The sequence below is a fragment of the Streptomyces sp. NPDC052301 genome (assembly GCF_044593395.1).
GTDB lineage: Bacteria > Actinomycetota > Actinomycetes > Streptomycetales > Streptomycetaceae > Streptomyces.
The window spans coordinates 117,096-129,497 of the sequence record NZ_JBIUBE010000013.1 but is presented as its reverse complement, the minus strand read 5'-3'; the positions used below and the strand labels follow the sequence as shown (position 1 = coordinate 129,497).

The 12,402-nt window shown below is 75.1% G+C and carries 14 protein-coding genes and 1 pseudogene; 9 read left to right on the top strand and 6 right to left on the bottom strand.

What is annotated here, in order from left to right; genetic code table 11:
• Positions 1-38: 38 nt before the first annotated feature.
• Positions 39-557 (bottom strand): annotated as a pseudogene (locus ACIHEJ_RS30950) (5'/3'-nucleotidase SurE); the annotation flags it as partial.
• Between ACIHEJ_RS30950 and ACIHEJ_RS30945 the strand changes: the two are divergent.
• Positions 499-1,326, top strand: a complete 828-nt coding sequence (locus ACIHEJ_RS30945; protein ID WP_400140394.1) for a hypothetical protein — start codon at positions 499-501, stop codon at positions 1,324-1,326. The pseudogene ACIHEJ_RS30950 and the gene ACIHEJ_RS30945 sit on opposite strands and share 59 nt — an antisense overlap.
• A gap of 79 nt (positions 1,327-1,405) precedes the next feature.
• Positions 1,406-1,969: a molybdenum cofactor biosysynthesis protein gene (locus ACIHEJ_RS30940; protein ID WP_400140393.1), complete on the top strand. Its 564-nt coding sequence runs from the start codon at positions 1,406-1,408 to the stop codon at positions 1,967-1,969.
• Here the strand turns inward: ACIHEJ_RS30940 and ACIHEJ_RS30935 are convergent.
• Together ACIHEJ_RS30935 and ACIHEJ_RS30930 are read right to left on the bottom strand one after the other, a co-directional pair.
• Entirely contained in the window at positions 1,945-3,078 is a 1,134-nt protein-coding gene (locus ACIHEJ_RS30935; protein ID WP_400140392.1) for an aromatic acid exporter family protein, read from the bottom strand. The two genes, ACIHEJ_RS30940 and ACIHEJ_RS30935, sit on opposite strands and share 25 nt — an antisense overlap.
• A gap of 193 nt (positions 3,079-3,271) precedes the next feature.
• Positions 3,272-4,447, bottom strand: coding sequence for an AI-2E family transporter (locus ACIHEJ_RS30930; RefSeq protein ID WP_400140391.1), 1,176 nt, complete (start codon positions 4,445-4,447; stop codon positions 3,272-3,274).
• A 199-nt stretch (positions 4,448-4,646) separates the two neighbouring features.
• Between ACIHEJ_RS30930 and ACIHEJ_RS30925 the strand changes: the two genes are divergently transcribed.
• Positions 4,647-4,796 carry a hypothetical protein gene (locus tag ACIHEJ_RS30925; RefSeq protein WP_400140390.1) on the top strand — a complete coding sequence of 50 codons (150 nt, stop codon included), beginning with the start codon at positions 4,647-4,649 and terminating at the stop codon, positions 4,794-4,796.
• Here ACIHEJ_RS30925 and ACIHEJ_RS30920 read toward each other — a convergent pair.
• Positions 4,790-5,158, bottom strand: a complete 369-nt coding sequence (locus ACIHEJ_RS30920; RefSeq protein ID WP_400140389.1) for an ANTAR domain-containing protein — start codon at positions 5,156-5,158, stop codon at positions 4,790-4,792. The genes ACIHEJ_RS30925 and ACIHEJ_RS30920 overlap by 7 nt on opposite strands.
• A gap of 167 nt (positions 5,159-5,325) precedes the next feature.
• The gene (locus tag ACIHEJ_RS30915) at positions 5,326-5,739 is read right to left on the bottom strand and encodes a DUF2267 domain-containing protein (protein WP_400140388.1); all 414 of its coding nucleotides are present in this window, start codon (positions 5,737-5,739) and stop codon (positions 5,326-5,328) included.
• A 189-nt stretch (positions 5,740-5,928) separates the two neighbouring features.
• Here ACIHEJ_RS30915 and ACIHEJ_RS30910 point away from each other — a divergent pair, with 189 nt between their 5' ends.
• Positions 5,929-6,666 (top strand): MgtC/SapB family protein, encoded by a 738-nt coding sequence (locus ACIHEJ_RS30910; RefSeq protein ID WP_400140387.1) that lies wholly within the window; start codon positions 5,929-5,931, stop codon positions 6,664-6,666.
• 103 nt (positions 6,667-6,769) lie between these two features.
• Here the strand turns inward: ACIHEJ_RS30910 and ACIHEJ_RS30905 are convergent, their stop codons facing one another.
• Positions 6,770-7,261: a DUF1360 domain-containing protein gene (locus tag ACIHEJ_RS30905; RefSeq protein WP_400140386.1), complete on the bottom strand. Its 492-nt coding sequence runs from the start codon at positions 7,259-7,261 to the stop codon at positions 6,770-6,772.
• A gap of 230 nt (positions 7,262-7,491) precedes the next feature.
• Between ACIHEJ_RS30905 and ACIHEJ_RS30900 the strand changes: the two genes are divergently transcribed.
• The 5 genes from ACIHEJ_RS30900 (at position 7,492) to ACIHEJ_RS30880 (ending at position 12,268) form a co-directional block, all read left to right on the top strand.
• Positions 7,492-8,019 carry a hypothetical protein gene (locus ACIHEJ_RS30900; RefSeq protein WP_400140385.1) on the top strand — a complete coding sequence of 176 codons (528 nt, stop codon included), beginning with the start codon at positions 7,492-7,494 and terminating at the stop codon, positions 8,017-8,019.
• Positions 8,020-8,111: 92 nt separating this feature from the next.
• Entirely contained in the window at positions 8,112-9,281 is a 1,170-nt protein-coding gene (locus tag ACIHEJ_RS30895) for a sensor histidine kinase (RefSeq protein ID WP_400140384.1), read from the top strand.
• The gene (locus ACIHEJ_RS30890; RefSeq protein ID WP_400140383.1) at positions 9,278-9,937 is read left to right on the top strand and encodes a response regulator; all 660 of its coding nucleotides are present in this window, start codon (positions 9,278-9,280) and stop codon (positions 9,935-9,937) included. The genes ACIHEJ_RS30895 and ACIHEJ_RS30890 overlap by 4 nt, the downstream gene beginning before the upstream one ends.
• 114 nt (positions 9,938-10,051) lie before the next feature.
• Complete coding sequence (locus tag ACIHEJ_RS30885; protein ID WP_400140382.1) at positions 10,052-10,690, top strand: GPP34 family phosphoprotein; 639 nt, start codon at positions 10,052-10,054, stop codon at positions 10,688-10,690.
• A gap of 15 nt (positions 10,691-10,705) precedes the next feature.
• A complete protein-coding gene (locus ACIHEJ_RS30880; RefSeq protein ID WP_400140381.1) occupies positions 10,706-12,268 on the top strand; it encodes a carboxylesterase/lipase family protein in 1,563 nt (520 codons plus the stop codon).
• Positions 12,269-12,402 lie beyond the last annotated feature (134 nt).

The following is a 12,402-nucleotide window of genomic DNA, read 5'->3' as shown; positions in this document are numbered from 1 at the left end:
CGACCCCACCGTGCCCGAACGGTGGCCACGGCCGTCAGGTTGGGGCCGAAGTTCGTTCCCGAGACGACCGGGTCCGGGGCCTGACCGTCGAACACGGCGGAGAGGCCGCAGCCCACCACGTCCGCCGGGGAACCGGCGACCGCCCACACCTTCGGCTGCGGATGCCGTACGTCGATCGTGGGTGCGTCGGAGATCCTGGTCCCGGCCCCGCTCTGGTCGGTGAGCGGGGCGACGATCGTCACGTCGTGGCCGGCCGCGGTGAGCCGGTCGAACAGCATGCGGATGCCGGGCGCGTCATAGCCGTCGTCGCCGGTCAGCAGGATGCGCAGGGGCCGGGGCGGCGCGGCGAGGGTCCGGCGCGGTGGTGTGGAAGGTCGCTCCGGATGCCCCTTGCGGTCGGGTGGCCCTGCACGGGGATCCGCCCCCGTACGGCCGTAGCCGCCCTGCCCCGTCCGGGAACCGCCCGAACTCCCGCCCGGCCGCCCGCTGTCGGCCGGGGTGGCCCTGCTGGCGGTCGCCGTCGCGGTGATCAACCTCCTCGTCGGCGGAGTCCTCACCGTCGTCGCCCTGACCGGGCACGTCCTCGGGGCCTGGCCGTCGCCGGACCCGCTCAGCCCGGGCCTGCTCGGCGCCGCCATGCTCGGTACCGCGCCGGCCCTGTTCGCCCTGAGCCGCGCGACCACCTGGCAGCAGGCCCGCACCCTCGTCCTGCCGCTCGCCGTGGTCCTGGCCGGTCTGTTCGGGGTCAGCCTGCTCAACGCCGGACAGCTCTACATCGCCCACGGCCGGCCGATCGTCTCCGTGCTGTTCAGCGTCGGCTGGCTCTTCACCCTCGGTCTGCTCTGCGTGGCGGCGGTCGTCTGCCTGGCCGGGCAGGCCTTCACCCGGTCCGGGGCCGCCCTGCCGCGCACCACCCCGCTGCCCGGCTGGTCCAAGCCGCCCCTCGCGGTGCTCGGCTCGTCCTGGCTGGGCATCGGCACCGGTCTGCTCGTCCGGCCCGGATTCCGGGCCGACTTCGTCCCCTGGCACACCGGCCGGGTGGACGCTCAGGCCCTCGGCGTCTGGGCACTCTCCCTCGGTGTGGGCGTCCTCGGCTCCCTCGCCGAGGACGACCTCGACCGCACCCGGTCCGCCCTGTTCTCGCTGCCCGGCACGGCCCTCGCCATGACGGCCGTCCTGGCCGCCCGCGCCTCCCACGTCGACTGGTCCTCCGGGCCCGGCCTGAGCCTGGTCGTCATGGTGGCCGGACTGCTCGCGGCCGGAGCGAGCGGACGCCTCCTGCTCAGGGGCGGTGGTCCGGCTTCCTCGTCAGGGGCGGCGGCCTGAGCCGCCCTCCCCGCGACGAGGGTCCCGGGCGGCGAGCCGCCGGTGACGGGGGCCCCGCGGCACTGGTTAGTCTCGAGGGGTGCCGTACGTCGAAATCCTTCAGCTGCTGATCTCCCCGGTCCACCGGCTCGCGGGCCGGCCGGGCGACGGCATGCCCGAGCTGCCGCCGGACGAGCTGGTGACGACGGCCGAGGTGCGGGCGGGCCTGGGCATCGTCGGGGACCGGTACTTCAACCACCCCGCCCACCGCAACGCGTCCCTCACCCTCATGGCGGCCGAACGGATTCCGGACCTGGGACCGCACGCGGCGGACCTGCGCCACACCCGGCGCAACGTCCTGCTGCGCGGAGTCGACATCGACGCCCACATCGGCGCGACGGTCTTCCTCGACTGCGGCACCGGCCCCGTGGAACTGGCGGTCCGCAGCGCGGCGCGGCCCTGCGCCTGGATGGACACCACCGTCGGCCCGGGCGCCCAGCGCGCGCTGCGCGGCGGCGGGGGAGTCCGCTGCCGGCCGCTGACCGACGGCGTCCTCACCGTGGGGCCGGCCGAGTTCGGCGTACGGGTACCGGCTCCCGCCCGGGCCGCTGTTCCTCCTGGAGGCCGGCCGGGCCGGGGTCAGGTGCCCGAGACGACCAGTTGATCGGTCAGCCGGTGGGCCTGCGCGAGCAGCGCGCCGTAGGTGGCGACCTCGTCCGGGTCGTCCGTCGTGGAGCGGACCAGGTCCCGGCGTAGGTCGCCCAGTGTCGCGCGCAGCTCCGCCACGGCCGCGCGCAGCTCGTCGTCGCACGCGTCACCGAACCGGCTGTGGCCGTACAGCCGCAGCGCGCGGGCGGTCCGGCGGAGGAACTCGGCGTAGCGGCGGGCGAGTTCCGGATGCGGCCGGGACGCGGAGCGGTCCTCCGCGGTGACCTCCAGCACCGTACGGGTCACGCCCGTGGTGTGGACGGCCGCGTAGCCCAGCACCAGGACCGCGTCGTCGTACCCCTTCCCGGGCACCGGCACGGCACCGGTGCGGCGGCGGCGCAGGTTGGCACGCAGGCTCTCCCGGCTCCACTCGACCGCGGAGTGGGCCTGTTCCACGATCCGCCGCAGCCGCAGGGCACGCTCGTGCCAGGCGCCGGCCTCCTCGGCGTCCCAGCGCCCCGCGGCCAGCCCGTCCGCCACGTCCCGCAGGACGTCGTGGGCCTGCTCGGTCGCGTCCTGGAGCACGGCCCGGGTGTCGCGCAGATACAGCGGGGGCCGAAGGAGCGCGTTGACGGCGATGCCGACCACCGCTCCGAACAGCGCCTCGGCCAGGCGGGCGGCGGAGGTGGTGATGCCGACGGAGCCGTTGGTCAGCACGAACAGGGCGCCGGTGGCCGCGTAGATGCCCTGGCTGCCCAGCCTGCGCCACTGGCCGAGCAGGATCGCGATCGGGAGCACGACCGCCATCGCGGCCTCCGTGCTGGGCAGCAGCAGCCCGACGGCGGTGGCCACAACCGTGCCGGCCGCGATCGCCCCCAGCTGCTGCAGGCCGTGCGCGATCGACCGGTACACGGTGGACTCCACCAGCACCACCGCCACCCACGGCGCGACGAACGCCACCGGGGCGTGCAGCCACCAGCCCGAGACCGCCCAGGCCAGCCAAGCGGCCAGCGCCGCCTTCACCGCCTGGACGACCAGGTCCCGCTCGCGTCCGGGCCGCACACAGGCGCGGCGCAACCCGCTCCCCGCGGCCGACAGATCACGCCACAACTCCTGCCATGTCACTCGCAACCGATGCACAGGCCACCGGGTGCCACCGAGGGCGCCGTTCCATGCCCGTCGACCCGGCCGTGCGTGACGTGCGCACACCGCCCGTGCCGACCCGCGACCGGAAACCCGACGCACCCCGGCTCCCGCCTGCTCGACGCCGGGGCGCCGTCGGCCCGGGCTCCTGTCGCGCGGACACCGAGCCGGCCTGTCAGGGCGGCACCGCGCGCAGGGCCCGCAGCACCGCCCAGACGACGGAGACGACCGGTACGGCGACGATCGCGCCGATCACCCCCGCGACGATGCTCCCCGCGATGACGGACACCGCGACCACGAGCGGATGCAGCCGCACCGCCCAGCTCATCACCAGGGGATGCAGCACGTGTCCCTCCAACTGGCCGATCACGACGATCAACGCCAGGACCGCCACCGCCGTGAGCGGTCCGCGCCCGGCGAGCGCGACGATCGTGGCGACCGCGAGCGCGACCGGTGAGCCCACCAGAGGGATGAACGTCGCGAAGAATTCCAGCAGGGTCAGGGGCAGCGCGAGCGGCACGCGCAGCAAGAGCAGGGCCACACCGACCAGCACGGCGTTGGTGGCGGCCACGATGATGATGCCCCGCGTGTACCCGGCGAAGGCCCGCCAGGCCGCGTGGCCCGCCCGGTCCCAGGCCGGGCGGGCGCCGATCGGCAGCAACTGGTCCCGTATCCAGCTCCACAGACGTTCTCCGGAGTGGATGAAGAAGACCGAGGTGAACAGCGCGAGCGCGCCGCCCGTGATCAGCTCGACCACCCGGGTCAGCCCGGAGACCGCGCTGCTGAGCAGGGTCGAGCGGTGTGCGGCGATGTAGTCCGTGACCTGACGCTCGAGAGCGGAGAGCCTGCCGGGACTCAGCCGGAACGGCGGCCGTTGGAGCCACTCCTCGATCCGATGGACGCCGCCGCGGAACTCGCCCACGAGCCGGGGCGATTCACCCGCCACCGCGTTCCCCACCAGCGCGAGCAGGGCCAGCAGGAACAGGAGACTGCCCACCAGTGCGACGGCGACGGCCAGGGGGCGCGGCATGACCCGGTCGAGGAGATCGGTCAGCGGCCGCAGCACCGACGTGACGACGAGTGCCAGGAACACCGCGACGGCGATGAGCTGGAAGCTGCCCAGCACGCTGAAGACGCCGTAGACGACGACACCGACGAGGATGAGCCGCCAGGAGTAGGCCGCCGCGACCCGCAGCCAGGGCACCGTCCGCTCGGCCACCGGCACCTGCGGTTCGGGGCGCGGCGAGACCGCGAGCCGCACGGCGTACGCGGGCCGGCTGCCCAGCACCCTCTTCGCCGAGGGGCGTCCCTCATCCGGCCCGGCCGCCCGCCGACGCGCATCGCCCACCAATGCTCCGCTTCCTCTCCGTCACCGCCGCTCACGGCAGGTCACACCTCGACCGTAAGCGCAGCGCGGGGGAGGGGCCCGCACTATGCGCCCGCGCGGGTGCGGAGGGGGGCGGTCACAGGACCTTCACACCGGTGGACGGGTGACGGGAAGGGGCGCGGGCACTCGCGACGTGTCGTCGGACCAGGAGGTGGAACCTCCAATGATCATCATCGCCGTACTGCTGCTCCCCCTTCTCACCGTCCTGTTGTTCGGTCTCGACCAGGTCGAGGACCGCTGGGTCCTCAGGTCCGGGACGTCGCGCCACGCGCGCCCCCGCCGACGCCTGCGGCTCAGGGCCCGCCGTCACTGACCCGGCTCGGGTGCCCCACCGCGTGCGGCGCAGCGGCGGTGGCGGGCGAGCGCCTTGCCGAGTTCCCGCCGCTCCGCCTCGGGCAGCGTCCCGCCCTGGGCGTAGTCCAGGATGTGCTCGGCGACCGTGCGCAGCTTGGTGTTGGTGCGCTGCGAGACGTCCCGCAACGCCCCCCACGCCTGAGCCGGGGGGATCCGGCCGAGGATCATCACCGCACCGATGGCCTGGTCGATCACCGCGTGCGAGGTCAGGGCGCGTTGCAGTTGCCGGTTCTCGGAATGCAGCCACTCGTTCTCCGCGGCCAGATCGGTGACGGAGAGCAGGGACAGCGGCCGGCGCCGGGAGAGGGTGAAGAAGGCCATGACGAGCACCTTTTCCGGGGTGGGGGCGGCATCGGTCGTACTTCTGCCCCCGGTGAGCGCTTGCACACGCATGGAAGCAGCAGCGCGGTCCACCGTCATGCCGGTCGGCCGTGCCGTGCGCGTACTTTCCCCGGCCCCCTGCCTCACCCGGCCCCGCCGCTGCCGCTTCAGTCCGCCCGGCCCACCGGCATCAGATCACGGATGTCCGTGGGCAGCGCCCCGGCGACCCGATCGGTCAGTTCCGGGGCGAGCGCGGCGTCGAGGACCTCCATGACGGCGGCGGCGTCCCGCAGGGCCGTCTCCTCGTCGGTGCCCGCCCGGGCGGCGATGCGTCCGGCGAACGTGGTCAGCCCGAACCGCTCGCCCGCGTGCCCGGCGTCCGTCCCGGCGGACGCGTCTGCCACCTCCCGCATCGCCTCCGCCATGTCCGGCGGCAGCTGAGCGGCCACATGCCGGGCCAGGCCCGACGGCAGCCGCTCCGACAGCGTGCTCACGACCGCGTGCGCGGCCCGCTCGGCCGAGCCCCGGTCGGGGAGCTGGGCGAGCGCCTGCACCTTTCCGATCATCTCGTCGTGCCGCATGAGGCCGGCCCCTTCCTCACGAAGTCCTGACGCTGCGGAACGTCCCTCGCCGGAGACGAAGCGGCCCCGGTCGAGTACCCCGCAGCGGCACCCCGGTCACCGGGCTTCCCAGGTGGGGTGGGTCGGGACCGTGACGCGGGGATAGGCGTGCGCAGCGAGGGAACGGTGGAACGGACGTGCGAGGTGTGCATGGCGGGAGCAGGGCTGGCCGCGCCCCTGTGGGACGTGCACGACGGCCGGGGGCTGCGGCAGCTGTCCGAGCTGGGACTCGCACTGCTGCTGTCGAGTCCGATCGGCTGGGAGCGCGAGGCACAGCAGAAAAGCGCCGGAATGCGCACCCACACCCTGGTCGGCATCGCCAGCGCGCTGATGATGGAGGTCTCCCAGCACGGTTTCACCGCGGTGCTCGGGCTGCAGAACGTCTCCTTCGACCCCTCCCGCGTCGCGGCCCGGACCGTGTCGGGGATCGGGTTCATCGGCGGCGGCCCGATCCTCGTGCGACAGGACGCCGTACGCGGTCTGACGACGGCCGCCACCATCTGGCTGACCTGCGCGGTCGGCATGGCCTGCGGCGGCGGGCCGCCCATCCTCGCGCTCGTCGTGACGGCGCTGCACTTCCTGGTGGTACGGGGCTACCCGCGGATCACCTCCCGCGTGGCATCCGACTCCACCGTCACCGGCTTCGAGGCACGCCTGACCTACCGCACCGGCACGGCACTGCTGCCGCGCCTGATGGAGACCTGCACCCGGCGGGGCTTCCGCATCGTCCAGGTCAAGGTCGAACGGCTGCCCGGCCGCACGGACGACGCCGCGCGCGTGCTGCTGGAAGTGGAAGGCACCGAGGACCCCGGTCGGCTGGCGTCGGACCTCTTTGGGGACGAGGGCGTGCTGAACGTGGAGCTGACAGCGGCGACGGACGACACCTAGGGCGACCTGAACCATACGAAACCCCCTGGCGGCCGGGTCTCGCCCACGGCTCCGGGCAGGACCCGGGTGCAGCCGGCCCGGCCGCCCGCCCGTGCGGCCGCGGTCAGCTCTCCGTCGTCTGCTGCGTCCACGTCCAGGCGTAATGCAGCCAGTCCGCCACCGTCAGCGCGGCGAAGCCGCCGCAGACCAGCCGGGTCAGCCGGGGAGCTGCCGCGTAGGAGCACACCAGGGCCCCGGCGGTCCAGGCGGAGGTGCAGAACGGGCAGGCCACCAGGTCGCCGATCGCCCGCCGCAGCCCGCTGCCCCGCGGCTCGTCCATGACCTCGCTCGCCTCGCCCTCCCCCGAGCGGCGCGTGAACGGTGCCCGCACAAAACTCGTGATCTTGTCCCTGGTCAGCACCCTGGCCGTCTTGTACGTCGCCGCGCCCAGCAACGCGACGTCCCACGGCGGCACCTCCTGAGGCAGCCGTACGCCCCGGCGCCGGGCCACCAGCGCGAACGTGCCGGCACCGGCGGCGAACACCGAAGCGAGGGCGGCATAGCCCCCCAGGGGGACTTCGCCCTGGTCGTCGTAGCGTGCGGCGTCCGTCGTCATGAGACCTCCCAGACCTCCCCGGCTCGCGTGCGGCCCGCTGACGGGCGCGCACCGAGTTCCCCGGGCCTGCGCGGCGACACGTGACCACCGGGTGCCGGTCGCGTCTCCGGCGGGCCCGACGTGGGGGAGGCCACATATGACCTGATTTGCACTCCTTGCCGGCGGCGCCGGGAGCCGGGCTACCGTGACGTGGAGCCCCTCTTCCCCCTCGCATCTCGGACGGCCCGGCTGTGCTCACTGATCTGTCCCCCCTGATAGCCGCGACGGCACGTTGGCTGACGGTCGCCTACCCGGCGTGCGGCGGCCCGCTGGCCTCCGCCCTGTGCGAGGCGCAGGCCCGGCAGGCCGTGACCGTCGCGGCGTGGCTGCGCTATCCGACCGAGGTCGACGCCGCCCTGGTCACCCTGGCCGGCCCCGGCGGCACGGCCCGTCTCGACTGGGTCACCGGCGCCGAGTCGGCCGGCGAGGTTCCCGCCGAGGACTGGGCCTGGCGGACCTGGGTGGACGAGGTCGTGGCCAGCTGGGCGGCCGGGCTGCTCACCGACCCGGAGCTGGCCGGGCTGGCCGTGGCCGCGCTCGCCGAGGGGGAGCACGCCGTGGGCGCGCCCGTCGAGTTCCGGCGGCTGATGGCGCCGGACGACGGCGACCGCCGCGCTGCGGCACTCCTGCGCCACCCCGATCTCCTCGCTCCGGTCACCGCGCTCCACCACACCCAGCTCCTGGACCGCCTCAAGCCGGACAGCAGCCTGGCGGCCTGAGCGCGCCGACGGGCGGAAACTCCGCCGCGCCGGACGGCCGCTCGGCCGTGCGGCGCAGCGGCCCGGCCCGCGCGGCTGGGTAGGGTCGCTGCGTGGACCGCAGCAGCACACAGCCGGACGACGCGTTCGCCGGGGAGGCCCGGGGCGAGCTGTCGCCCCGTACGGCCCGGGCGCTGTGGTGGGGATCGGCCGGTCTGGTGCTCGCCGTGCTCGGCACCTCGGTGCTCGTCGCCGGCGCGGAGCACGGCCGGCGACTGCCCGTGGCCGCGGCCCTGGTCCTCACGCAGGCCTGCGCCCTGTGGTGGCAGGCGCGCGCCCCGGTCGCCGTCCTGACCGTGAACGCGGTGACGGGACTCGCGGTGTGGACGCTGCTGCCCGCGGTGAGTCTGACGGGGGCGCTGCTCGCGGCGCAGATCGCGTTGTGCGTGCTGTCGGCCACCAGGCCGCGGCGGGTGTCGGTGGGGGCGCTCGCGGCGATGTGCCTGCCGGCGCCCCTGGCGTTCGGAGCGGGCGGCCCCGCGGGTCTGGCGGTCTATCTGCTGACGGTGGTCCTGGCGTGGACCGCGGGGCAGTGGCGCAGGGCGCAGCAGGCACGGACGAGGGCGGAGATGCGCCGGGCCGTGGTGGAGGAGCGCGCGCGGATCGCGCGCGAGGTGCACGACGTCGTGGCGCACACCCTGTCGGTGATGGTCGTTCAGGCGGGTGCAGCCGACGACGTGTTCACCGAACGCCCCGAACAGGCCCGTCAGGCGTTGCGGGCCATCGAGACCGGCGCCCGCTCCGCGCTCGGCGAACTGCGTCTGCTGCTGCGCGCGTTCCGGCCCGATACGGGGGAGGACGGGGCCGGGAAGCAGCGGGAGCCGGGGCCGTCGCTCGCGCGCCTGGACGAGCTGGCCGACACCGTGCGCGCGACCGGGATGAGCGTGCGCGTCCACCGCGAGGGCGCCACCGACGGGCTGCCGGCCGCGGTGGACCTGGCGGCGTACCGGATCGTCCAGGAGGCCCTCACCAACACACTGCGCCACGCGGCCGGCGCCGACGAGGTGAGCGTGCGCGTGACGGCCGAAGGGGCGTGCGTGGAGGTCACGGTGGTCGACAACGGGCGTGCGTCGCAGGGAGGTTCGGCGGTGGCGGGAGCGGGGCGCGGTCTGCTGGGGATGAGGGAGCGCGCACGGCTCGTGGGCGGCAGCCTGCGCGCAGGACCGCTGCCCGCAGGCGGGTTCGAGGTGGCGGCGAGACTGCCGGTGGAGCGTGCCTCATGACGCTGCGCGTGGTGGTGGCCGACGACCAGGCCCTGGTCCGTACCGGCTTCCGCATGATCATCGACGCCCGGGACGACCTCGAGGTGGTCGGTGAGGCGTCCGACGGCCGGGAGGCGGTGCGGCTGACGCGGGAACGGCGGCCCGACGTGGTGCTGATGGACGTACGCATGCCCGTCGTCGACGGCATCGAGGCCACCCGGCGGATCGCGGAGAGCGGCAGCCGGGCCCGGGTGCTCGTGCTGACCACCTGGGACGTGGACGCGCACGTGGTCGCCGCCCTGCGGGCCGGGGCGAGCGGCTTCCTGCTGAAGGACATCCGTCCCGGTGAACTCGTCGACGCGATCCGCCTCACCGCACGCGGTGACGCGCTGCTGGCGCCGACCGTGCTGAGCCGGGTCCTCGACCGGTTCCTGCGCACCACGCCCGACCCGGCGCCGCCGCCCTCCCTGCGGGACCTCTCCGGCCGCGAGCGGGAGGTGCTCACCCTGATCGGGCAGGCGCTGTCGAACGCGGAGATCGCCGAGCGGCTGCGCCTGTCGGAGGCCACCGTCAAGAACCATGTCACCGCGGTGCTGCGCAAACTGGGCCTGCGCGACCGCGTCCAGGCCGTCGTCGCCGCCTACGACCACGGCCTCGTGGAGCCGCGCCGCCCCTGACGGCAGCGCCTCCTCCTCAAGGAGGAGACCGGGCCGCGATCCTCCTGCGCTCCCAGTGCCGGTCCGTTCCCACGGCCGATGCCCGGCCGGGGTGCCCGGCCGTAGCGTCGAGGTGTGATCGACGACCTGCCCTGCCTCATGTATCTGCTCGCCCACGACGACACGGCCGAAGGCCCCTGCGACCGTTCCCGCACGGAGCTGCTGGTCCGTGCCGCCGCCCTGATCGACCTCGCGCTGCGCGGGCGGCTCGGGGAGGACGGCGGCACGGTCACCGTGTCCGGAACCGAACCGACCGGCGATCCCGTCCTGGACGGCGTCCTGCTCGACGCCGCCGTCGGGCACGGCTGGAAGCACCTCATGCGCCGGCACCGCAAGCGGACCCTGACGCAGGCGCAGGACCGGCTCGCCGCGGCGGGACTCCTCACCGTGAACGAGCCCCGCACCCGCTTCGGCACCCGGCGGCTGACCGTGACGGACCGCGCCGTGCCCGCCGCCGTGCACGCCCGCGTGTCCGCGGCGCTGCGCGGGAGCGGCCGCGCGCGGGAGATTCCCGCGGCCGACGCCGCGCTGCTGGCGCTGGCCGCGGCGGGCGGCCTCCGCTCCGTCGTCTCCCGGCAGGACGAGCAGACCTTCCGGGACCGGATCGATGCCTGCACGGGCTCTCTCGCCGCCCTCGCGCCCGGCCTGGAGAAAGCGGTACGCGGCCTGCCGATGACCATGATCGCCGCCCAGGGCGGCAGCGGCGGCAGCTGACCGGAAGGGGAGACGATGAGCATGCACCGCGTCCTGACCACCCTGGGCTGCGCCCTGGCCGCCGTACTCGTCACGGCCTGGTCCGCGGCACCGCCGGCGCAGCCCGCCCGGCCCGCCGCCACGACGGTACGCACCCACCACGGCCTCGTACGGGGCGCCGCCCACGACGGCTACCGCACCTTCGAGGGCATCCCGTACGCGGCGCCCCCGGTCGGCGGGCTGCGCTGGGCGCCGCCGCACCCCGCGTCCCCCTGGTCCGGTGTGCGGGACGCGACCAGGCCCGCGAGCGCCTGCCCGCAGCCCGCCGGGGAGGTGCCCGGCGGCAGCACCGACGAGGACTGCCTGCACCTGAACGTCACTACGCCCGACGGAGCGGGACCGGCACGGCCCCGGCCGGTGATCGTGTGGCTGCACGGCGGCGGCTTCACCACCGGAGCGGGCAGCTCGTACGACACCCGTCGCATGGCCACCCGCGGCGACGCCGTGGTCGTCACCGTCGACTACCGCCTCGGCGTCCTCGGCTTCCTCGCGCACGGCGGGCTGTCCGGCTCCGGCACCTTCGGCCTGGCCGACCAGCAGGCGGCGCTGCGCTGGGTCCGCACCGAGATCGGCGCCTTCGGCGGAGACGCGCACCACGTGACCCTGGCCGGCGAGTCGGCGGGCGGATACGGCGTCTGCGCCCAGCTCGCCTCACCCGCCGCCGCGGGACTCTTCGACCGGGCGATCGTTCAGAGCGGTCCGTGCACCGGCCGCCCCGACCGGCCGTTCGCCCCGTCCTCCGTCCCCCTGGCCACGGCGCGCGCCGCGGGCACGAACCTCGCGGCGAAGGTGGGCTGCGGCTCCGCCCGCGACGTCCTGGCCTGCCTGCGGCGCGTGGACGTCCCTCGTCTGCTCGCGGCCCAGGACATCGATCAACAGCCCGCGTACGCCACCCCGTTGCTGCCCGACGACCCCGCAGCAGCGCTCGCCGCCGGCCGTTTCCACCGCGTCCCCGTGCTCATCGGCGACAACCACGACGAAGGCAACGGCTGGTCCGCCGGCATCGTCGGGGCCGGCAACCCCGTCACCCCCGACACCTGGCCCGACATCGCGGCCACGTTCTTCCCCGCCCCGGGGCAGGCGAAGGCGATCGTGCGCGAGTACCCGGTGCACCGCACCGACGGCGGCCCGGTCCTCGGCGCGGTCATCGGTGACGCGGACTTCGCCTGCCCGACGGAGCGCACGGACGGCCTGCTCGCCGCCCATGTACCCGTGTGGCGCTACGAGTTCGCCGACGAGCACGCCCCGCCGCTCACCTCGGGCACGCCGCCGTTCCCGCTCGGCGCACCGCACGCGAGCGAGCTGCCCAACCTGTTCGACCTGGGCGGCCGCCCCCGCGACCTGACCGCGGCACAGCGCCGGCTGGCCGACACCATGATCGACTACTGGGCCCGCTTCGCCCGCACCGGCGACCCGAACGGCCCGTCGTCGCCGCACTGGCCCCGGCGGACGGTGCTGTCCCTGGCGCCGGACCACATCGTCCCCACCGGCACGGCGCGGCTCCGCCACCACTGCGCGTTCTGGAACGTGCCGGGGTGACCGTCCGGACGACCCCGTGCGGTCCGCCGACCTGGTCGGGGGCCCGCCCCGCACGGCAGTGGGGGGGGCCGATACCGGGTGCCACCCCCCCACCGTCGGGGCAGGGCGCCCCCGGGGGGGCCCGCGGGGGGGGC

Coding starts and splice junctions, on each gene's coding strand:
- ACIHEJ_RS30925 (WP_400140390.1), top strand. CDS start 4,647: ATGATCATCATCGCCGTACTGCTGCTCCCCCTTCTCACCGTCCTGTTG.
- ACIHEJ_RS30920 (WP_400140389.1), bottom strand. CDS start 5,158: ATGGCCTTCTTCACCCTCTCCCGGCGCCGGCCGCTGTCCCTGCTCTCC.
- ACIHEJ_RS30915 (WP_400140388.1), bottom strand. CDS start 5,739: ATGCGGCACGACGAGATGATCGGAAAGGTGCAGGCGCTCGCCCAGCTC.
- ACIHEJ_RS30910 (WP_400140387.1), top strand. CDS start 5,929: ATGGCGGGAGCAGGGCTGGCCGCGCCCCTGTGGGACGTGCACGACGGC.
- ACIHEJ_RS30905 (WP_400140386.1), bottom strand. CDS start 7,261: ATGACGACGGACGCCGCACGCTACGACGACCAGGGCGAAGTCCCCCTG.
- ACIHEJ_RS30890 (WP_400140383.1), top strand. CDS start 9,278: ATGACGCTGCGCGTGGTGGTGGCCGACGACCAGGCCCTGGTCCGTACC.
- ACIHEJ_RS30880 (WP_400140381.1), top strand. CDS start 10,706: ATGAGCATGCACCGCGTCCTGACCACCCTGGGCTGCGCCCTGGCCGCC.